The sequence below is a fragment of the Marinibaculum pumilum genome, assembly GCF_042646425.1.
Lineage (GTDB): Bacteria > Pseudomonadota > Alphaproteobacteria > Ferrovibrionales > Ferrovibrionaceae > Marinibaculum > Marinibaculum pumilum.
This window is the reverse complement of sequence record NZ_JBHRTR010000054.1, coordinates 348357-368229: the sequence shown is the minus strand read 5'-3', so window position 1 is coordinate 368229 and position 19873 is coordinate 348357. Positions and strand designations below refer to the sequence as shown.

Below are 19873 nucleotides of genomic sequence, written 5' to 3'. Positions count from 1 at the left end.
GCTGCGTCTTGCCGGTCAGCCGGCGGGGTGGATGCCGAAGGGGCGGGCCCAGGCCAGGCCGCCCTCGGTAGGGCCGGCCGGGCGGTATTCGCAGCCGACCCAGCCGTCATAGCCCAGCCGGTCCAGCTCCCGCAGCAGCCAGGGCAGGTCCAGTTCGCCATCGCCCGGTCCGTGGCGGCCGGGTGGGTTGGCGATCTGCACATGGCCGACATGCGGCAGTGCCGCCGCCATGCGGCTGGCGACGTCGCCGCCCTCGACCTGCGCATGATAGATGTCGAACTGCAGCCGGACATTGGGCAGGGACAGATCGTCAAGGATCTGCACCGCCTGGCCCACCTGCCAGAGGAAATAGCCCGGCATGTCCCGCCGGTTGATCGGCTCTATGGTCAGGACGATGCCGCGGGGACGGGCCTGCGCCGCCGCCCAGGTCAGGTTCTCGCAGAAGGTGTGCCGGCAGGCCGCCGGATCGGCGCCGTCCGGCGGGATCCCGGCCATCACGTGGATCAGGCCGGCCTGCAATCCGCCGGCCAGGTCGAGGGCGGCGCGCATCGCCTCGCGGAAGCGGCCCTCCTGGCCGGGCAGGGCGGCCAGGCCACGTTCCCCTGCCGCGAAATCCCCGGCAGGCGTGTTCAGCAGCACCCATTGCATGCCGCTGTCCGCCAGGCGTGCCGTCAGGGCCGCCGGCGCCACATCTTCCGGGTACATCGATTCCACGCCGCGAAAGCCGGCGGCAGCCGCCCGGTCGACGCGCTCCAGGAAGGGCGCGTCGGGAAACAGGAAGCTCAGATTCGCGGCGAGCCGCGGCATGTCGCCTTCTCCCCCTGGGATCCTCGCACATTGCGCCGATTGTTTGCCCGCGGCGCTTTGCCTATTGTGCGTCGTCCGACACGCTATCGCCGAACGCCGCCCGGGAACAAGCCACCGACAGCGCGGTCCGCTGCGGGTGGCGGCGTGTGGCGGGACGTCAAACGGGCAGCCGGGATATCGGTGCGGCGGCAGGGGGCAGGGACCTTAGGGGTGCAGGGCAGCGCGTTCAGATGACCGAGGTCGAGGCTTCGCCGTACATGCGCTTCGCCCGCGATGGCGATACTGCCGTGCTGGCCCCGTCCGGGGACTGGCGGGTCCAGGACGCGGCGCGGATCGATGCGGAACTGGGCAGGGTGCAGCGCGAGGCCGGCCAGCGGCTGGTGGTGGACCTGCAGCGGCTGCACAGCGTCGACACTGCGGGCGCCTGGCTGATCTACCGTACGATTCGCGACGTGCATGCCGCCGGCGGCGCGGTCGATGCGGTCAATGCCAGTCCCGGCGTGGCGCAGATGCTGCAACAGGCGGCCCGCAACGACCGGCAGTGCGAGGTCGAGCCGAACTGGGAGAACCCGCTGCTCCACATTGTGGGCCGGGTCGGCCGCGCCACGATCTCGACGGGGCGCGACGCGCGCAGCCTCATCGCCTTCGTCGGCGCGGTGACGGAAGCGGTGATCCTGTCGCTGCTGCGGCCCTGGCGGATCCGCTGGACCTCCCTGATCCACAATATCGAGCAGACCACGCTGAACGCGGTCCCCATCATCTCGCTGATCTCGTTCCTGATCGGTGTGGTGCTGGCCTATCAGGGATCGCAGCAGCTGCTGAAATTCGGCGCGCAGATCTTCGTCGTCGACCTGATCGCGATCTCGGTCCTGCGGGAGATCGCGATCCTGCTGACCGCGATCGTCGTGGCCGGCCGGTCGGGCAGCGCCTTCACCGCGCAGATCGGCTCGATGAACGTCAACGAGGAAGTCGACGCGATGCGGACCCTGGGGCTGGACCCGCTGGAGGTCCTGGTCCTGCCGCGGCTTCTGGCGCTGGTGATCGGCATGCCGATCCTGGCCTTCATCGCGGACATCATGGGCCTGCTGGGCGGCGGCCTGATGGCCTGGCTGTCGCTCGACATCTCGCCGCGGATCTTCCTGGACCGGCTGCAGTCGACGGCGGACTTCTGGACGGTGTTCACCGGCCTGGTGAAGGCACCGGTCTTCGCCGTCGTGATCGCGGTCGTCGGCTGCTTCGAGGGCATGCGGGTAGAGCGCAATGCCGAAAGCGTGGGCCGGCGCACCACCGTCGCGGTGGTGAAGGCGATCTTCCTGGTGATCGTCATCGACGCGGCCTTCTCCATCTTCTTCGGAATCATCGGTGTCTGAGCCCCGCGACACGCGCAGCCCGCCGCCGGCGGGTGACCTGCCGCTGCCCGGTGTGCCGCCGCTCGCCGGGCTCCAGGGCCGGCCCGCCGGCGTCGCGACGGCCGCACCTGCCGGGCCGGCGCCGGCCGGGGCGCCTCCATCGGGCCCGGCTTCGGCAGGCGGAGACTGGCTGCCGCCGCCCGGTGCAGGTCTGCCGCCCGGCGCCGGACAGCCGGGCGCCTTTGCCTCCGGCCAGGCCCGGGCGTCGCGGGCCGAAGCGGAGCCGATTCTCCGGCAGGACCCGGCCAGGGGTGATGCGGCCGGGCGGGATGACGACAGGGAGGCGCCCGCGCGGGGGGATGTCGTCATCCGCGTCCGCAATCTGGTGAACCGCTTCGGCAGCCAGGTGGTGCATGACGACCTGAACCTGGACCTCTACCGGGGCGAGGTCCTGGGGGTGGTCGGCGGCTCCGGCACCGGCAAGTCGGTGCTGCTGCGGACCATCGTCGGTCTGAACCGGCCGCAGGCGGGCCGCATCGAGGTGTTCGGGCAGGATGTGCTGTCGCTGCCGGTGGCGCAGCGGCGAAAGCTGGAGGCACGCTGGGGCGTGGCCTTCCAGGATGGCGCGCTGTTCTCGTCGCTGACCGTGGCGCAGAATGTCGAGGTGCCCCTGCGGGAGCATCTGCGGCTGCCGCAGCGGCTGATGGACGAGATCGCGGCGATGAAGATCTCGATGGTCGGCCTGGCGCCGGAGGCCGGCGCCAAGTTCCCGTCCGAGCTTTCCGGCGGCATGCGCAAGCGCGCCGCGCTGGCGCGGGCCCTGGCGATGGACCCGGAGATCGTCTTCCTGGACGAGCCGACCGCCGGCCTTGACCCGATCGGGGCCGCTGCCTACGACAGCCTGATCAAGCAGTTGCAGGAAAACCTGGGGCTGACCGTCTTCATGGTCACCCACGACCTGGATTCGCTCCATGCGATCTGCGACAGGATCGCGGTGCTGGCCGAGAAGCGCGTGCTGGTGACCGGCACGATGGAGGACATGATGGAACAGGACCATCCCTGGATCAGGGAGTATTTCCACGGTCCCCGCGCCCGGGCGGCGATGCACGATATCGCCGCGCGCAGCGGCACGCCGCCGCCGGCGGCGCCTACAGCCTGAGGAGGGTTGCCCATGGAGACCCGTGCCAACCATCTCCTGATCGGCAGTTTCGTCATCATCCTCGTCGTCGCGGCCTTCTTCTTCATCATCTGGCTGGCGCAGCTGCGGATCGATCAGAAGCAGGTCTACTACGAGATCCAGTTCACGGAATCGGTCGCCGGCCTGACGGTCGGCGGCGATGTCCGGTTCAACGGCATCCAGGTCGGCACCGTCCAGGCGATCAAGCTGAACGCGCAGAATCCCGACCTGGTGACGGTTATCATCGGCGTCGATCCGTCCACCCCGGTCCGCAAGGATTCGGTGGCCAGCCTTGAGCTGCAGGGCATCACCGGGGTTTCCTTCGTGCAGCTGTCCGGCGGCACGCCGGAGGCGCAGCGGGTTCCCGGCGCCGGCTCCATCACCGCCAGCCTGCCGACGATTACCGCCCGGAAATCGTTCATCGCGGAGGTCTTCTCCGGTGCGCCGCATCTGGTGCGCAACGCCTCGGACCTGCTGGGCAATGCCTCCAAGATGCTGGACGACCAGACCCGCGACGATTTCCGCAAGATCGTCGCGAACATCCGGACGGTGACCGACGCGATGGCGCGGAATTCCGGCCAGATCGACACCTTCGCGGCCAATCTGGGGGCGATCAGCGAGGACACGAAGGCAACCCTGGCGGAAGCGCGCACCACCTTCGCACGGCTCGACAGCATTGCCGCGAACGCCGATGTCGCGATGAAGCAGGACATCCGGCCGATGCTGCGGGATGCCCGCAAGACGATGGCCGAGCTGGACCAGCTGGCCGGGCAGCTGAACGCGGTGGTGGCGGAGAACAAGGAGTCGATCAACGTCTTCACCGAACGCGGGCTGCCGGACCTGCGCAACCTGATCAACGAGTCGCGACGCATGGTCGACAACATCAATCGCGTGGCGGAGCAGCTGGAGGATGCGCCGGGCAACATCCTGTTCGGCATCTCCGACAACGGTTTCCGGCCGGGAGAGTAGGCATGATGGCATGGCGGGCAGAAGCGCGACGGGAACGGGGGGCAGGACCCGGACGGAACCGGCCGGCGGGCCTGCGACGGGGCGGCAGGGTGCTGCTCCGCCTGGCGTCGCTTGCGCTGGTCGGGGTCGGCCTCGGTGCCTGCGGCTCGATCATCGGCGGGCCGCCGCCCCAGGTCTATTCCCTCAGTCCGAAGAGCAGCTTCAGTGCCGACCTGCCGACGATCGGCGAGCGCGCCCAGCTGGTGGTCGAGCAGCCGGAGACGGCGGGCGGCCTGAACACCACCCGGATCGCGGTCAAGCCGAAGCCCCTGCAGCTCGACTATTACGCGGGCGCGCGCTGGACGGAGCGTGCGCCGCTGATGGTGCAGACCCTGCTGCTGGAGAGCTTCGAGAATACCGGCAAGATCATCTCCGTCGGCCGGCAGGCGCTGGGCCTGCGGCCGGATTTCGTCCTGCGCGGCGACCTGCGGGAATTCCAGGCCCAGTATTATGAGACCGACGGCCGGGAAGCGACGGTCCCGTACATCCTGGTGCAGTTCAACGCCAAGCTGATCGAACAGCCGGAGGAGCAGATCTTCGATTCCCGCAACTTCGAATCCTGCGTGCGCGCCGACAGCGCCGCCATCGAGGATGTGATCCGCGCGTTCGACGTGGCGCTGGGCGACGTGATGAAGGATGCCGTCCAATGGTCCCTGCGCGAGATCGCGGGCCGCGGCCCGTTCCGGTCGCTGCGCGACGTACCGGATGCCATGCATTCTGGCGGCAGCAATGGATGCCGGCCCGGCTGAACGCCGGCCGATGCCTGCCGGCGGGTCGCCGGCCTTCCCAGCGCAGGGATGACGTGCAGGACCTGAGGCACAGGCGCTGAGGTGCAGGAGCTACTGGGCAGCCGCTGGGCCTTCCTGATCCTGTTGCTGGTCGGTCGCATCGCGATGGGCTTCCAGCTGCAGGCGGTCGGGTCCGTGACACCTTTCCTGGTCGAGGAGTTCCAGGTCGACTACGCCCAGATCGGCACCCTGGTCGGGCTGTTCCTGCTGCCGGGCATCGTGCTGGCGCTGCCCGGCGGCTTCCTGGGGCAGGCGGTGGGCGACCATCGCCTGCTGCTCGCTGGCCTGGCCTGCATGGCCGCCGGCTGCGCGGTGGTGGCCTCCTCCGCCGACTTCGATACCGCCGTGATCGGCCGGCTCGCCAACGGGGTCGGCGCGGTCCTGGTGACCGTGATCGGCACCAAGATGGTGGCCGACCGCTTTTCCGGCCGCATCCTGATCCTGGCGGTGGCCCTGTTCGGCAACGGCTTCGCGGTCGGCGTGGCGACCGGCCAGGTGACCCAGGTGGCGATGGCGGACGCCTTCGGCTGGCGGGCCGTGTTCTGGGTTGCCGCCATCATCGCCGCGATCGGCTTTCTCTGCGCCGCCGCCTACCGGCCGCCGGGCGGGGTGCGGGCGACCTGGCGCCTGCGGCTCAGCTTCGGCCTCAGCCTGCGCCAGTCGGCCGCCGTCTCCATGGCCGGCCTGTGCATCACCATGCATTTCGGCGCGTTCGTCATCATGGTGGCGATGGCACCTGTCTTCCTGGCCCGGCAGGGCCTGGCGCCGGAGCTGGCCGCCGCGCTGGTGGGCATCAACACCTGGGTGGCCATCGTCGGCATGCCGCTGGGCGGCCTGGTGGCCCAGAAGGTGCCGCCGCGCCTGCTGGTCTCGCTCTGCATCCCGGTGCAGGGCCTGGCCCTGGCGGCACTGCCGCTGGGCCTGGTCGGTTTCGAGCCGGTCGCGGTCGGCGCGTTGTTCGCGGTGGTCGGGATCGCCGGCGCGCTGCCGGCCGGCACCATCATGTCGCTCGCGCCCACGGCGGTACCGCCGTCGCTGCTGGGGGTCGGGATGGGCCTGTACTGGAGCTGGTTCTACCTGGGTGCCGCCCTGCTGCCGCCGGTGGCGGGCTGGTCGGCCGACGTCACCGGCAGCCTGGGCACGCCGCTGCTGGTCTCTGCCGCGATGACCGGCGCGGTGCTGCTGGCCTTCTTCGCCTATGGCGTCATCCGGCGCGGCCTGGATCCCGCGGCGGGGCGCTGATCAACTCGGCGTGAGAACCGCCGGAGCGGCGGGGTCCCTCCTCTTTCTGCAACTCAAAGTCACTTGCATGCGCAAAGAGCCTATGGTCGATTGGCTGGCCAAGCGCGTGTCCAGCCGAGCACGTGCCCTGTCTTTCACGCGGCTTTCTTGGGAGGGGAGTCATGAATCTGAGCGGACGCATCGCCGGGCGGGCGATCGCCACCTGCGGCCTTGCGGCGGCGATCGCCGTCGCGGGCCAGGCCCTGGCGGACGACGCCAAGGAACTCAACATCTACTCGTCGCGCCACTACCAGACCGACGAGGCGCTCTACAACGGGTTCACCGAGCAGACCGGCATCAAGATCAACCGGATCGAGGACGATGCCGACAAGCTGATGGCCCGCATGCAGGCGGAAGGGGCGGCAAGCCCGGCCGACGTCTTCATCACGGTCGATGCCGGCCGGATCTGGCGGGCGGAGGAGGCCGGCCTGCTGCAGCCCGTGGAGTCCGCCGTCCTGAACGAACGGATCCCGGCAGCCCTGCGTGACCCCAACGGCCAGTGGTACGGCTTCTCCCGCCGGGCGCGGGTGATCTACTACGACAAGGACCGGGTCGATCCGGAGCTGTTCCAGACCTACGAGGATCTGGCCCGGCCGGAGGCCAAGGGGCTGGTCTGCATCCGGTCCTCCAGCAACATGTACCAGCTCTCCCTGATGGCCTCGATGATCGAGCGTCACGGGCCCGAGAAGGCCAAGGAATGGGCGGAGAAGGTGGTCGCCAACATGGCGCGGCCGCCGACCGGCAACGACACCGCGCAGATCAAGTCCATCGCCTCCGGCGAATGCGGCCTGTCGCTGGGCAACACCTACTACTATGTGCGTCTGCTGACCTCCGACGATCCCGCCGACAAGGCGGTGACCGAGCGGGTCGGCGTGATCTTCCCGAACCAGGACGGCCGCGGCACCCATGTGAACATTTCCGCCGCGGGCGTCGCCGCGAACGCCCCGAACAAGGCGGCGGCGGTGAAGTTCCTGGAATACCTGTCCAGCCCCGAGGCGCAGGGCTATTTCGCCCGCGGCAACAACGAGTACACCGCCGATGGCGGCACCGCCGGCAATGAGGCGCTGGCCTCGATCGGCACCTTCAAGGCCGATGACCTGAACGTCCGGGTCCTGGGCGAGCGCCAGTCCGAGGCGCAGATGACCTACGACGAGGCCGGCTGGAAATAGCCCGGCACCGTCACCCGACGGAACGAAGGGTCGCGTGGCAGCCGCCGCGCGGCCCTTTTTTCGTGCCTGCCTTGCTCAATCCTCGCTGCGGGCCATGCTGCGGGTCAGCAGGATGACCGGCAGCAGGCCGACGGCGACGATCGTCAGGGCGGCGGTGGAGGCTTCCCCCAGCCGTTCGTCGGAGGCCAGGTTGTAGGCCTGGATCGCCAGGGTATCGAAGTTGAACGGGCGCAGGATCAGGGTGGCCGGCAGTTCCTTGATCACGTCGACGAAGACGATCAGCAGGCCGGCCAGCAGCGCCGGCCGCAGCAGCGGCAGGTGGATGCGGCGGATCACCCCCCAGGGCCGCACGCCGAGGGTCCGTGCCGCCGCGTCGACCGATGGCGAGAGGCGGCCGAAACCGCCCGCCAGGCTGTGCTGCGCGGCTGCCAGGAAGCGGACCAGGTAGGCCGCCACAAGGCCGGCGATGCCGCCGGTCAGGACCAGCCCGGGCTGCCAGTCCAGCAGGCCGGTGGCCAGGGCGTTGAGCCCGCGGTCGATGGCGGCGAAGGGCAGCAGGATGCCGACGGCGATCACCGACCCCGGGATCGCATAGCCCAGGCCTGCCATGCCGGCCGCGGCGCGGGTGGTGCGGCTGCTGTGCATCCGGGCGAGCGCCGCGACCACGACCGCGGCCGCCACGGCAAGCGGCGCGGCGACCGCCCCCAGCAGCAGCGAATTGCCGACCAGTTCCAGGTAGCGCCTGCCGAACTGCGCATCGCCGTCCATGACCGACAGGTAGAGCAGCCGCGCCGCCGGGATGACGAAGCCGATCGCCAGCGGCAGGAGGCAGGCGATGATCGCGGCCGCGGCGCGCAGGCCGTGCAGCCGGTAGCAGGGCAGCGGCGTCTGCCGCCTCGCGCCGGCGGCGAAATGCCGGCGCCCGCGGCTGAGCCGCTCCAGCAGCAGCACCAGGATCACCGCGGACAGCAATGCCGTCGACAGCTGCGCGGCCACCACCGGCTCGCCATAGGAGAACCAGGCCCGGTAGATGCCGGTGGTGAAGGTCTGCACGCCGAAATAGGAGACGGTGCCGAAATCGGCCAGGGTCTCCATCAGCGCCAGGGCCAGCCCGGCGACGATCGCCGGCCGCAGCACCGGCAGCGCCACCTTGCCGAACAGCCGCCAGGGCCCGGCCCCCAGCGCCCGCGCCACGTCCAGCATGGTGCCGGACTGGGCCAGCAGGCCGGCGCGGGTGGACAGGTAGACGTAAGGGTAGAGCACGAAGCCCAGCATCACCGCCGCGCCTTCCAGGGTGCGGATGCCGGGGAACCAGTACTCCCCGAAGCGCAGCCCGGTGGCGTCCCGCAGCGCGGCCTGGACCGGGCCGTAGCTCTCCAGCAGGTCAGTATAGGTATAGGCCATCAGGTAGCCGGGCACCGCGAAGGGCAGCACCAGCGCCCAGACGAAGAAGCGCTGGCCGGGAAAGCGGCACATCGTGGTCAGCCAGGCACCGCCGATGCCCAGGCCCCCTGCCAGGATGCCCACCGCCAGCACCAGCAGCACCGTGTTGGTGACATAGCGGGGCAGCAGCACCTCGACGATATGCGCCCGCGTGCCGGAATCCGGGAACAGGGTGGCCGCAACCACGACCAGGATCGGCACCGCCACCAGGACCGCGATCGCCAGCCCGGCGGCACGCAGGCTGGCGGGCACGCGACCGCCGGCCGGGCGCAGGCGCGGCGGTACAGTCGTCAGCGGCGCGGTCAGCGTCTCGGACGGGGGGGCGGCGCCGGCACCCTCCGGTGCAAGGCGATGAAGCCGGTCTGTCATGTCGCTGATGGGAGGGGCGCTCGAATCTTGCTGATGACAATGAGTAGCAGTAACGGCTCCAGCCTTACGCCATGGCGGGCGGCTTTGCCAGTCCGCGCCTTGCCGCAGGGTGCGATGGCGGGAGTGCGGAACGGCACCGGGACGGGACGCGGGTGCGCTTCCCGAAGCGGCGCTTCTCCGATACCTTTGACAGGGTGGCGGAGCAGGGGCTGGACGGCCGTGCAGGACAAGACATTACTGCGATCGACGAACCAGCGGCCCTCACCCGCGCAGATCCGCTACCTGCGCCGCGGCCTGGCCCAGGCCGGCGGCAAGCTGCCGCTGTTCGACGAGGACGGGCAGCGCATCGACGCACGGGTGATCCGCGGCTGCATGGCGGCCGGATGGGCGGAACCCTGGTTCGACAACCCGATCAAGCCGGACTGGCTGGTCTGCCGGCTGACACCTGCCGGACGCGCCGCCATCGACCTCGCCCGTTGACCTTTTCCGCCCAGCCAGCCGGGATCGTTGCCCCGTGATGACGTACGTCCGACCTGCCTTTCCTGCATCGGTCATTCCCCTGTCGGCCCGTACCCGACGGACCGTCCTCCTGATGGCTGGCGGCCTGCTGCTCCCCCTGCTGCTGGCGGTGCCGGTCGATGCGGCCCTGGCGGCGGCACGACCCGGCCTGCAGGACATGCTGCAGGGCGGCCCGCACTCGGCCCCGCCGCCGGACAGCACGGAACGGCTGGCCCCGCTGCGCCGGGCGGCCGAGGCCGGCGATGCCATGGCGCAGTACAGGCTGGGCCTGGCGCTGCATGTCGGCGCGGCCGACCGGCCGGCGGACTTCGCCGCCGCGGCGCGCTGGTTCCGTGCCGCGGCCGATGGCGGCGTGGCCCCGGCGCTGACCTCCCTGGGGGTGATGCAGGCCCTGGGGCAGGGCGGGCCGCGCGACCTTGCCGCGGCGGCCGAGCTGTTCCGGCAGGCCGCGGAAGCCGGCGACCTGGTCGCCCTGGCGAACCTGTCCGTCCTGCGGCTGCTGGGGCATGGCCTGCCTGCGGACCCGGCGCGCGCCCGCGCCGACCTGATCGTTGCGGCGGAGGCGGGCATCGCCAATGCGGCGGTGATGCTGGGGCGGATCTATCGCCATGGCGACGGCGTGCCGGTCGATCCTGCAGAGGCACGGCGCTGGTTCGACACCGCCCGCGCGCTGGGCAGTCCTGCCGCCGATACCGAGCTGGCGGAGATGCTGCGCGACGGCGAAGGCCAGCCGGCGGATCCGGCGGCGGCAGTGCGCCTGTTCCGTCGCGCCGCCGATGGCGGCGACCGGCGGGCGATGAACGATCTGGGACGGGCCTTCCAGTTCGGCGACGGCGTGGCGGTCGACCCGGCGGCCGCGCTGCACTGGTATCGCCGCGCGGCGACACTGGGCGCGGTAGAGGCGATGACCAACCTGGGCTACATGCACGAATACGGCGTCGGCGTGGCCGAGGATCCGGCGCAGGCCCGCAGCCTGTACGAGGCCGCCGCCCGCCAGGACTATGCGCCGGCGATCTACAATCTGGCGGTCATGCATGCGCAGGGCCATGGCATGGAACCCGACCTCGCCGCTGCGCGCGCCCTGTACCGCCGCGCCGCGGAGCTGGGCGATCCCGGTGCCCACAACAATCTCGGCGTCCTGCTGCTGCATGGCCGCGGCGGGCCGGCCGACCGCGCGGCGGCAGTGCGTCATTTCCGCATCGCGGCGGAGGCCGGCGACGCCAACGGCCAGGCCAATTACGGCCTCTCGCTGCGCGACGGGCGGGACCGTCCGGCCGATCCGGCGGCGGCGGTGGACTGGCTGCGGCGCGCGGCGGCGCAGGGCCAGAACGACGCCCGCCATGGGCTGGCCCTGATGCTGGCGGAAGGCAGGGGGGCGCCGCCGGACCCGGCGGCGGCAGCCGACCTGCTGCGGGCCGCGGCGGAAGACGGCTACGAGGACAGCCAGTTCCGCCTTGCCGTCTGGCTGGCGGATGGCCGCTACCTGCCGCAGGACCGCCAGGCGGCGGCCCGCTGGCACCGCGCCGCTGCCGCGCAGGGCAATGTCTATGCGATGATGAATCTGGCGATCTTTGCCGCCAATGGCGTGACCGGGCCGCCCGACCTGGCGGAGGCCGCGCGCTGGTACGAACGGGCGGCGGCGGCCGGCAACCGGGATGCGCTTTTCGCCCTGGCCAGCTTCCACGATGCCGGCATGGGCATGGCGGTGGACAAGACGCGGGCGGCGCAGCTCTACCGGCAGGCCGCGCTGGCGGGACAGGTGCAGGCGATGTTCAATCTGGGCGACCTGCATCGCACCGGTCAGGGCGTTCCGGCGGATGCCGCGGAGGCCTGGGCCTGGTGGCGCATGGCGGAGGTCGAGGGGATGCTGCAGGCCGGTCGCAACCGCCAGCTGCTGGAGCAGGCCATGCCAGCGGCGGTGCAGGAGCGGGCGGCGCAGCGCTACCGGGACCTGCGGGCGGAGATGGACGCCGCCCGCCGGCAGGAGGGGGAGGACAGGCAATGACCTGGCTGATCGTGGCGACCATCTACTGGCTCGGCATCCACTTTCTGGTCGCCGGGCCGCTGCGCCCGGCGATTGCCGGCCGCATCGGCGAGACCGGCTTCGCCGGCCTGTTCTCGGTGCTCAGCGCGATCGGCCTGGCCGGGCTGATCTTCGCCTGGGCGGCGGCGTCCTATCTCGAGCTCTGGCCGCCGGGCACCCTGCTGGGCTATGCGCCGCTGGTGCTGATGCCCTTCGCGCTGCTGTTCTTCGTGCCGTCGGTGACGCAGAAGAATCCGACCTCTGCCGGCCCGCCGGCGGCCGGCAGTGCGCCGCTGCCGGTCTTCGGCATCACCCGCATCACGCGCCATCCGATGCTCTGGGCCTTCGGCCTCTGGGCGCTGGGGCATCTGCTGGCCAATGGCGACCTGGCCTCCCTGCTGTTTTTCGGCAGCTTCCTGGTGGTGTCGGTGAACGGCATGTTCTCCATCGACCGCAAGCGCCGCCGCAGCATGGGGGCGCGCTACGAGGCCTTCGTCGCGCAGACCTCGATCCTGCCCTTCGCCGCCGCGGCGGGCGGGCGCCAGACCGTCAGCTGGCGGGAGATCGGCTGGTGGCGGCCGCTCGCGGCGGTGATCCTCTATCTTGCGATCATCCATGTGCACGGCGAGCTGTTCGGCATGCCGGCAATCCCGGGCCTGACGATGGGCGGCTGACCGGCTTGGCCTGCTTCCTTCTGATCCACGGTTCCTGGCACGGCGCCTGGTGCTGGCAGAAGCTGGTCCCGCTGCTGGAAGGCGCCGGCCATGCCGCCCTGGCCTTCGACCTGCCGGGCAGCGGCGACGACCCTGCGCCGGCGGCGGAGGCCGACCAGGAGGGCTATGCGCGGCGCACGATCGAGATGCTGGACCGGGTGCCGGCCGGCCAGCCGGTGATCCTGGTCGGCCATTCGCTGGGCGGCCTGACCCTCTCGGCGGTCGGCGAGGCGGTGCCCGATCGGCTGGCCGCCCTGGTCTATGTGACCGCCGTGATGCTGCCCGACGGCATGTCCGCCGTCGCCTGGCGCGCCGGACGTCCCCCCAACCCGCCCGCGCGGGCACGGGTGATGGCGGCGGACGGTACCTCGACCATGCCGCCGGACGCGGCGCTGGACTGCTTCTACGGCGATTGCACGCCGGAGGAAGGCCGGGCGGCGGCCGCCCGCCTGGGTCCCCAGGCGATGCGCCTCTACGAGACCCCGGTGCGGGTGAGCGCGGCGCGCTGGGGACGGCTGCCGCGCTGGTACCTTTACTGCGACCGGGACGTGACCATCACACCGGAGGAGCAGCGGCGCATGGTGGGGGCGGCACCGGGCACCGCGACCTTCAGCCTGGACGCCGCGCATTCGCCGATGCTCTCGCAGGCACCGGCGCTGGCCGAGTGCCTGGTACGCATCGCGGCGGCGACCGACTGATCCGGGGCACGATACCGACGAGGGAGGAGACAAGATGGCGGTCTGCGTACTGGTCCATGGCGCCTGGCATGGCGGCTGGTGCTGGGAGAAGCTGCAGCCTCTTCTGGAGCAGGCCGGGCACCGCACCGTCGCGCCCGACCTGCCCGGCAGCGGCCGCGACCCGACGCCGGCGGCAGAGGTGACCCTGGACCGCTATGTCGAGGCCGTCGTCGCGGTGATCGAGGCGCAGCAGCAGCCCGTCGTCCTGGTCGGGCATTCCCTGGCCGGCCTGACCATCACGCCGGTGGCGGAGGCGGTGCCTGACCGGCTGCGGGCGCTTGTCTACCTGACCGCGCAGCTGCTGCCGGAGGGGCAGAGCCTGCTGGACTGGCGGGCGGGCAAGCCGCCGACCCTGATCTCGCAGAACCGGGTGATGTCGGACGACGGCCTGACCTCCACGATCCGGCCGGAAGCGCTGGTGGAGATCTTCTACGGCGGCTGCGACCCGGCCGATGCGGAGGCCGCCGTCGCGCGGCTGCGGCCGCAGGCGATGGCGCCCTCGACGGTGCCGATGCGGTGCAGCGCGGAACGCTACGGCCGGGTGCCGCGCTACTACATCGAATGCCTGCAGGACAAGGCGATCCCGATCGACGATCAGCGCGACATGCAGGCGGCGACCCCCTGCAGGCGGGTCTTCACCCTGGACAGCGACCATTCGCCCTTTCTTTCGATGCCACAGCGCCTGGCCGCTTGCATCGACGAGATCGCCCGCGCCGAAGGCGGGGCATGAGCGGCGGCCGCGCCGAGATCCCGGTCCTGGACCTGGCGGACTGGCGCGGCGGCGCGGCGCCGGCGCTTGCCGCAGCCCTGCGGCATGCGCTGGAGAAGGTCGGCTTCCACTTCGTCACCGGCCACGGCATCGACTGGTCGATCGTCGAGGCGACCTTCGCGGAATGCCGGCGCTTCCATGCCCTGCCCGAGGCGGCGAAGGCGTCGCTGCCGGTGACCCGGCAGATCACCGGCTATGTCGGCGTCGGCAGCGGCACCACCCGCACCACCGCGCTCTATGACGGGGGGCAGGCGAACCGGGTGGCCGCCTTCCTCTGCAAGCGGGAGGAGGAGGGGCTGAACCACTGGCCGGAGGGCCTGCCCGGCTTCCGGGAGCGGGTGCTCGACTACATGGCCGCGGTGGATGCGCTGGCGCAGCGCCTGCTGCCGCTTTACGAGCAGGCGCTCGGCCTGCCCGCAGGCTGGCTGGCGGGGCGGTTTGCGCCGGCGGACATGCATATGCGCCTGGCCTGGTATCCGGCCGAGCCTGCGGGTGACGCCCGCGCGGCCGATGGCGAGGGCTTCGGTGTTGCGCCGCACACCGACAACAGCTTCATGACCTTCCTGCCGCAGAACGACCTGCCCGGCCTGTGGATCCGGCCGGCGGGCCGCGACTGGACGGAGGCGCCGCATCTCCCGGGCAGCTTCCTGGTCAATTCCGGCGATGCGCTGCAACGTTGGAGCGGCGGCCGGGTGCTGTCCACCGAGCATTTCGTGCGCAACCGGTCCGGTCGGGAGCGGGTGTCGATCCCGCTGTTCTACGGGCCCGACGCGGATACCGTGCTGGACGGCATGCCCGGTCACGGCTCGGCTGTGCCGGTGACCTACGGCGCCTATACCCAGTGGTTCTCCGACCGCACCTACTGGGGCGATGACAGCCCGATGCCGTAAGCCCGGGTCGTCCGATCGGCGTAGGACGAAGTCTCGTAAGGGAAATTTAAGGCGCGATCGCCTATTCCAGTAGGTGGCTTCACATCGTCGCGGAAGAAAACGTGAGACTGCCCGGCTGGACCCTTTCCTCTGGCGCCCTGATCCTTGCTGCCTATCTGGCCGGTTCCGCCGTCCTGCTGATTTTCTTCGCCTATGACAAGTGGCATGACTATCGCCACCATCTTGCCGAGATCGAGCGCGCCGTCAGCAACGATGCGACCGTTCTTGCGGAACATACTGCCAGCACCCTGGAGGCTGTGCGCCGCACCCTCTGGGCGGCCGGCCGTCTGCGCCAGGAGGCCGGGTTTCGCGACCTGTCCGAAGCGGAGGTTGCCCGCCATGTGGCGACCCTGCAGCAGGGCGCGCCGGTCTTCCGCGCCATCGGCTGGCTGGACCGGGACGGCCGCTATCTGTGGAGCGGCGGCGAAGACCTGCCAGATCCTCTGGCGCTGATCGGCGGCGACGCCCTGCAGGCGGCGGAACGCGACTGGCGGGCCGCCGGACGTGCCGAACTGCCCATCCTCGGCATTGCCTCTCCGGTCGCCCTGGACGGCGCCGCCGGCTGGCAGCTTGCCGCCTTCCTGCCCGCCATCAATCCGGCCGGCAGGTTCGAAGGCCTCCTGGTGGGCGACATCGACCCGGCCTATTTCGCGCGGGTCTATGGCAGCGTGGCACGCGGCGACAGCGATGTCGAAACCCTGTTCCGGGGCGACGGCACCATCCTGCTGCGGCGGCCGGCGGACGATGGTCTGATCGGCACCTCGCTGGCTGGCCGGCCGTTCGTCACCGAGGTCCTGGCCTCAGCGCCGGACGGCAGCTTCCATGCCTTCGGCCTGGGCGACCAGCAGCCCCGGATCATCGGCTTTGCCACCGTGCCGGGCAGCGACCTGGTGGTGACGCTTGCCCGGCGCCGCGACGAAGCGCTGGCCGGCTTTCACGGCGCGTTGAGGGACGGGGCGGTCCGCACCGGGCTGGTGATCCTCGTCTTCGGCGCCGGGGCGGGTTACCTGAGCAGACAGATGCGGCGCAGGGAGCAGCTTGCCAGGGACCTGAAGGGCAGCGAGGCGCGCTTCCAGGACTTTGCGGCAGCCTCCGGCGACTGGTTCTGGGAAACGGACCGGGATCACCGGCTCACCTGGGTGTCCCGCCATGCGGGGGCCGGGATCGACCCGGACGACCGGGCATTGGGGCGGAACCCGATCGACCTGATCGATCCCGGCAACGTGTCGCCGCAGGCGATGGCCGAACATCTCGCCACCCTGAAGGCGCGGCAGCCATTCAAGAGGTTCTGCTATGCCCGCACGATCGACGGCCGCAAGCACTGGCTGATGGTCGCCGCCCGGCCGGTCTTCGACGAGGACGGCACGTTCCTCGGCTATCGCGGCTCGGGCCGCGACATCACGGCCATGCGGCGTGCCGAGATCCAGCTGCAGGAGGCCGTCGACGCTATTCCCGGCGACTTCATCCTGTTCGACCATGACGGCCGGCTGGCCTTCCGCAACCGGAGCGCGGCCCGGACAACAGGATCGATGGGCAGCATGGCCCGCCTGGGCGACCGGATGGAGGATATCCTGCGCCGCGGCATTGACGCGGGCGAACTTCTGGACGCTGCCGACGATCCGGAGGGTTGGATCGCCTGGCGGCTGCAGCGGCATCGCGGCTCGGGGCATACCACCCTGATACGCTTTCCAGGCGGTGTCACCGAGGTGATCGAACGGCCGACCGCGGATGGCGGCGTGATCATGCTGTGCTTCGACGTCACCGAGCGGGAGGCGTCGCGCGCGGCCCTGCGGGAAGCCCGCGACGCGGCCGAGGCGGCGAACCGCGCGAAATCCGACTTCCTGGCCAGCATGAGCCACGAGCTGCGGACGCCGCTGAACGCCATCATCGGCTTCGGCCAGATGCTGGAACTGGACCAGCCCGGCACCCTGACGGAACGCCAGAAGGAATATTGCGGCATCGTCGTGCGCAGCGGCGGCCACCTGCTGCGCCTCGTGGATGATGTGCTCGACCTGGCCGGGATCGAGGCCGGCCGCCTGGCCCTGACGGAGGGTTCGGTCGCCGTGCCGGACCTGTTCGCCGATGCGGTCGCGACGGTCCAGCAGGACGCGCAGCGGCAGGGGGTCGTGATCGAGCCCCTGCCGGCCGTCAGCCTGCCGGATCTTGCGGGCGACCGGCAGCGGCTGAGCCAGGTGCTGATCAACCTGATGTCGAACGCCATCAAGTACAACCGGCCGGGCGGCTCGGTCGGCCTGGCCGCCAGCATGCCGGACGAGTACCGGGTGCGGATCACCGTCCGCGACACCGGCATCGGCGTCGCGCCGGAAAAGGCCGCGCAGCTGTTCACCCCGTTCCAGCGCCTGGGGGCGGAGTTCTCGGCGGTGGAGGGCTGCGGCATCGGCCTCGCCCTGAGCCGGCGGCTGGTGGAGATGATGGACGGCCGCATCGGCTATCAGGCGCGACCCGGCGGCGGCAGCCTGTTCTGGTTCGAGATCCCGGTACTGGCCAGCCCTGCAGCGGCGGAAATCGCCGCCGGGATGCCGCAGCCGCGCCGCGGCAGCCGGGCGCTCGCCGGCGGCTTCTCGCTGCTCTGCGTCGAGGACAATCCGGTCAATCTGGGGCTCATCCAGCAGATCATGGCGACCCTGCCTGCATGCCGGATGCTCTCCACCCAGGACGGCGCCACCGGCCTGGAGCTGGCAAGGGCGCATGGCCCGGACGTGATCGTCCTGGACCTTCATCTGCCGGCGATGGACGGCTATGCGGTGCTACAGCGCCTGCAGGAGGATCCGGCCACTGCCGTGATCCCGGTGATCGCGCTGACCTCGGCGGCGATGCCGGCCGACGTGGAACGGGGTCTCGCCTCGGGATTCTTCGAATACCTGACCAAGCCGCTGGATATCGGCCTCCTGCTGGCCGCGATCGACAGGGCCCTGCGCGAGCGTCGCTCCGATTCCCTGGCGGGTTGAAGGGGCAGGCTGACGGCCCGCCGACGGGGGGCGCTGCTGACCGGCGGGCAAATCCGGGCTATAGGGCACAGCCGCAGGCCGTTCCGTGACAGTTTTCGGAACGGCATGGGCCATCTCCTGCTGCTTGAAGAGGACTGCATGACCGAGAAGCGCATCGTGATCACCGGAATGGGGCTCGTCACGCCGCTGGGCTGCGGCATCGACGCGGTGTGGGAGCGCCTGATCGCCGGCCGCTCGGGAATCGGCCGGATCGACCGGTTCGACCCGTCCGAGCTCCCGGCGCAGATTGCCGGCCAGGTGCCGCGGATTGCCGACGATCCGGCGGGGCTCGACCTTGACGCGGTGATCGCCGTGAAGGAGCGCAAGAAGATGGACCTGTTCATCGTCTATGCGCTGGCAGCGGCCGACGAGGCGCTGCGGCAGTCCGGCTGGCAGCCGCAGAACGAGGCGGAGCGCGACCGCACCGGCACTGTGATCGCCACCGGCATCGGCGGCTTTCCGGTCATCACGGAGGCCAAGACCGTCCTGGACACCCGCGGCCCGCGGCGCCTGTCGCCGTTCGTCGTGCCCTCCTTCCTGGCCAACCTGGCGGCCGGCAATGCCGCCATCCGCTATGGCTTCAAGGGGCCGATGGGCTGTCCGGTCACCGCCTGTGCGGCCGGCCTGCAGGCGATCGGCGACGGCATGCGCCTGCTGCTGACCGGGGAGGCGGACGTGGTCCTGGCCGGCGGCGCGGAAGCCTGCATCGACCCGCTGGCGATCGCCGGCTTCGCCGCGGCGCGGGCGCTGTCGCAGAACAACGGCGCGCCGGAGACGGCGTCGCGGCCGTTCGACCGGGACCGGGACGGCTTCGTGATGGGCGAGGGCGCCGGCATGGTGGTGTTGGAGACCGCCGAGCATGCCGTGGCGCGCGGCGCGCGGCCCCTGGTGGAGCTCGCCGGCTATGGCACCAGCACCGATGCCTATCACATCACCGCGGGCCCGGAGGACGGCTCCGGTGCTGCGCGGGCGGTGAAGACCTGCCTGGCGATGGCCGGCATGGCGCCGGAGGCGATCGAATATGTGAACGCGCACGCCACCTCCACCCCGGTCGGCGACCGGGGCGAGATCGCGGCGCTCTCCAGCATCTTCGGCAACCGGCTGCGTGACGTGCCGATTTCCTCCACCAAGTCGGCGATCGGCCATCTGCTGGGCGCGGCCGGCGGCGTGGAGGCGGTGTTCACCGCCCTGTCGGTGATGCGCGGCGTGCTGCCGCCGACCCTGAACTTCGGCGCGGCCGATGACGGGATGGAGGATCTGGACTTCGTGCCGAACACCGCTCGCGAGAAGCAGGTGGCGGCCGCCCTGTGCAACGGCTTCGGCTTCGGCGGCGTGAACGCCACCCTGGCGTTCCGGGCGGTCTGACGGCGGGAGATTGGCGGAAGGGGGGCCGGGTCAGGGCCCCCTGGCATTCACGCTGTTCTTCGACGCATCACCTCCGGCTGCCGTCATCCTCGGCCCCCGAGCCTACGGCATTCACACATTTCGCCGGCGGGGCCAGATCAGCCCTGCGGTCCTACCTTTTTGCCGTCATCCTCGGCCCCCGAGCCGAGGATCGTGGCAAGACGGCGAAGTTGCGCAGCGTCCCTGTCCCGTCATGCCCCTCGGGTCAAGCCCGAGGGCGACGGCAGCAGGGAGGCGCGTCGAAGAGATGAGATATGTGAATCGCGTAGGCCCCCGAGCCGAGGATCGTGGCAAAACGGCGAAGCTGCGCGGCGTCCCTGTCCGATTTCGGTCTCGAGCCAGGGGCGAGGTCCCTCCAAGGTCGTCATTCCATGGTCAAG

The 19873-nt window shown here is 70.8% G+C and carries 16 protein-coding genes; 14 read left to right on the top strand and 2 right to left on the bottom strand.

Annotated elements, in window-relative coordinates:
- Positions 1 to 15: 15 nt before the first annotated feature.
- Positions 16 to 807: a hydroxypyruvate isomerase family protein gene (locus tag ACFOGJ_RS28600; RefSeq protein ID WP_379906706.1), complete on the bottom strand. Its 792-nt coding sequence runs from the start codon at positions 805 to 807 to the stop codon at positions 16 to 18.
- Between the two features lie 230 nt (positions 808 to 1037).
- Here ACFOGJ_RS28600 and ACFOGJ_RS28595 point away from each other — a divergent pair, with 230 nt between their 5' ends.
- The 6 genes from ACFOGJ_RS28595 to ACFOGJ_RS28570 all read left to right on the top strand — a co-directional run bounded on the left by ACFOGJ_RS28595 (position 1038) and on the right by ACFOGJ_RS28570 (position 7579).
- The gene (locus ACFOGJ_RS28595) at positions 1038 to 2177 is read left to right on the top strand and encodes an MlaE family lipid ABC transporter permease subunit (RefSeq protein ID WP_379906705.1); all 1140 of its coding nucleotides are present in this window, start codon (positions 1038 to 1040) and stop codon (positions 2175 to 2177) included.
- 364 nt (positions 2178 to 2541) lie between these two features.
- Positions 2542 to 3315, top strand: coding sequence for an ABC transporter ATP-binding protein (locus tag ACFOGJ_RS28590; RefSeq protein ID WP_379906704.1), 774 nt, complete (start codon positions 2542 to 2544; stop codon positions 3313 to 3315).
- Between the two features lie 12 nt (positions 3316 to 3327).
- On the top strand, positions 3328 to 4302 hold the full coding sequence (locus tag ACFOGJ_RS28585; protein ID WP_379906703.1) for an MlaD family protein: 975 nt from the start codon (positions 3328 to 3330) through the stop codon (positions 4300 to 4302).
- 89 nt (positions 4303 to 4391) lie between these two features.
- Positions 4392 to 5090 (top strand): ABC-type transport auxiliary lipoprotein family protein, encoded by a 699-nt coding sequence (locus ACFOGJ_RS28580; RefSeq protein WP_379906702.1) that lies wholly within the window; start codon positions 4392 to 4394, stop codon positions 5088 to 5090.
- Between the two features lie 81 nt (positions 5091 to 5171).
- Complete coding sequence (locus ACFOGJ_RS28575; RefSeq protein WP_379906701.1) at positions 5172 to 6371, top strand: MFS transporter; 1200 nt, start codon at positions 5172 to 5174, stop codon at positions 6369 to 6371.
- 161 nt (positions 6372 to 6532) lie between these two features.
- Entirely contained in the window at positions 6533 to 7579 is a 1047-nt protein-coding gene (locus tag ACFOGJ_RS28570) for a Fe(3+) ABC transporter substrate-binding protein (protein WP_379906700.1), read from the top strand.
- Positions 7580 to 7654: 75 nt separating this feature from the next.
- On the opposite strand, the gene ACFOGJ_RS28565 is transcribed toward ACFOGJ_RS28570, so the two are convergent.
- Positions 7655 to 9391, bottom strand: coding sequence for an ABC transporter permease (locus ACFOGJ_RS28565; protein ID WP_379906699.1), 1737 nt, complete (start codon positions 9389 to 9391; stop codon positions 7655 to 7657).
- 219 nt (positions 9392 to 9610) lie between these two features.
- On the opposite strand from ACFOGJ_RS28565, the gene ACFOGJ_RS28560 reads away from it, so the two are divergent.
- From ACFOGJ_RS28560 to fabF, 8 genes are all read left to right on the top strand, one after another.
- A complete protein-coding gene (locus ACFOGJ_RS28560; RefSeq protein WP_379906698.1) occupies positions 9611 to 9871 on the top strand; it encodes a hypothetical protein in 261 nt (86 codons plus the stop codon).
- A 112-nt stretch (positions 9872 to 9983) separates the two neighbouring features.
- Positions 9984 to 11915, top strand: coding sequence for an SEL1-like repeat protein (locus ACFOGJ_RS28555; protein ID WP_379906697.1), 1932 nt, complete (start codon positions 9984 to 9986; stop codon positions 11913 to 11915).
- Positions 11912 to 12607: an NnrU family protein gene (locus ACFOGJ_RS28550; protein ID WP_379906696.1), complete on the top strand. Its 696-nt coding sequence runs from the start codon at positions 11912 to 11914 to the stop codon at positions 12605 to 12607. The genes ACFOGJ_RS28555 and ACFOGJ_RS28550 overlap by 4 nt, the downstream gene beginning before the upstream one ends.
- A 5-nt stretch (positions 12608 to 12612) precedes the next feature.
- Positions 12613 to 13344, top strand: coding sequence for an alpha/beta fold hydrolase (locus tag ACFOGJ_RS28545; protein WP_379906695.1), 732 nt, complete (start codon positions 12613 to 12615; stop codon positions 13342 to 13344).
- 34 nt (positions 13345 to 13378) lie between these two features.
- Positions 13379 to 14113, top strand: coding sequence for an alpha/beta fold hydrolase (locus ACFOGJ_RS28540; RefSeq protein WP_379906694.1), 735 nt, complete (start codon positions 13379 to 13381; stop codon positions 14111 to 14113).
- Entirely contained in the window at positions 14110 to 15042 is a 933-nt protein-coding gene (locus tag ACFOGJ_RS28535; RefSeq protein WP_379906693.1) for an isopenicillin N synthase family dioxygenase, read from the top strand. Before ACFOGJ_RS28540 ends, ACFOGJ_RS28535 begins: the two co-directional genes overlap by 4 nt.
- A gap of 101 nt (positions 15043 to 15143) precedes the next feature.
- Positions 15144 to 18050 carry an ATP-binding protein gene (locus tag ACFOGJ_RS28530; protein WP_379906692.1) on the top strand — a complete coding sequence of 969 codons (2907 nt, stop codon included), beginning with the start codon at positions 15144 to 15146 and terminating at the stop codon, positions 18048 to 18050.
- 138 nt (positions 18051 to 18188) lie between these two features.
- Positions 18189 to 19454, top strand: a complete 1266-nt coding sequence (gene fabF, locus ACFOGJ_RS28525) for a beta-ketoacyl-ACP synthase II (protein ID WP_379906691.1) — start codon at positions 18189 to 18191, stop codon at positions 19452 to 19454.
- The last annotated feature ends 419 nt before the right edge of the window (positions 19455 to 19873 follow it).

Excerpts from the sequence above, each read along its gene's own strand:
- ACFOGJ_RS28550 (WP_379906696.1), top strand. The coding sequence starts at position 11,912 with ATGACCTGGCTGATCGTGGCGACCATCTACTGGCTCGGCATCCACTTT.
- ACFOGJ_RS28555 (WP_379906697.1), top strand. The coding sequence starts at position 9,984 with ATGGCTGGCGGCCTGCTGCTCCCCCTGCTGCTGGCGGTGCCGGTCGAT.
- ACFOGJ_RS28535 (WP_379906693.1), top strand. The coding sequence starts at position 14,110 with ATGAGCGGCGGCCGCGCCGAGATCCCGGTCCTGGACCTGGCGGACTGG.
- fabF (WP_379906691.1), top strand. The coding sequence starts at position 18,189 with ATGACCGAGAAGCGCATCGTGATCACCGGAATGGGGCTCGTCACGCCG.
- ACFOGJ_RS28585 (WP_379906703.1), top strand. The coding sequence starts at position 3,328 with ATGGAGACCCGTGCCAACCATCTCCTGATCGGCAGTTTCGTCATCATC.
- ACFOGJ_RS28540 (WP_379906694.1), top strand. The coding sequence starts at position 13,379 with ATGGCGGTCTGCGTACTGGTCCATGGCGCCTGGCATGGCGGCTGGTGC.
- ACFOGJ_RS28595 (WP_379906705.1), top strand. The coding sequence starts at position 1,038 with ATGACCGAGGTCGAGGCTTCGCCGTACATGCGCTTCGCCCGCGATGGC.
- ACFOGJ_RS28565 (WP_379906699.1), bottom strand. The coding sequence starts at position 9,391 with ATGACAGACCGGCTTCATCGCCTTGCACCGGAGGGTGCCGGCGCCGCC.
- ACFOGJ_RS28600 (WP_379906706.1), bottom strand. The coding sequence starts at position 807 with ATGCCGCGGCTCGCCGCGAATCTGAGCTTCCTGTTTCCCGACGCGCCC.
- ACFOGJ_RS28570 (WP_379906700.1), top strand. The coding sequence starts at position 6,533 with ATGAATCTGAGCGGACGCATCGCCGGGCGGGCGATCGCCACCTGCGGC.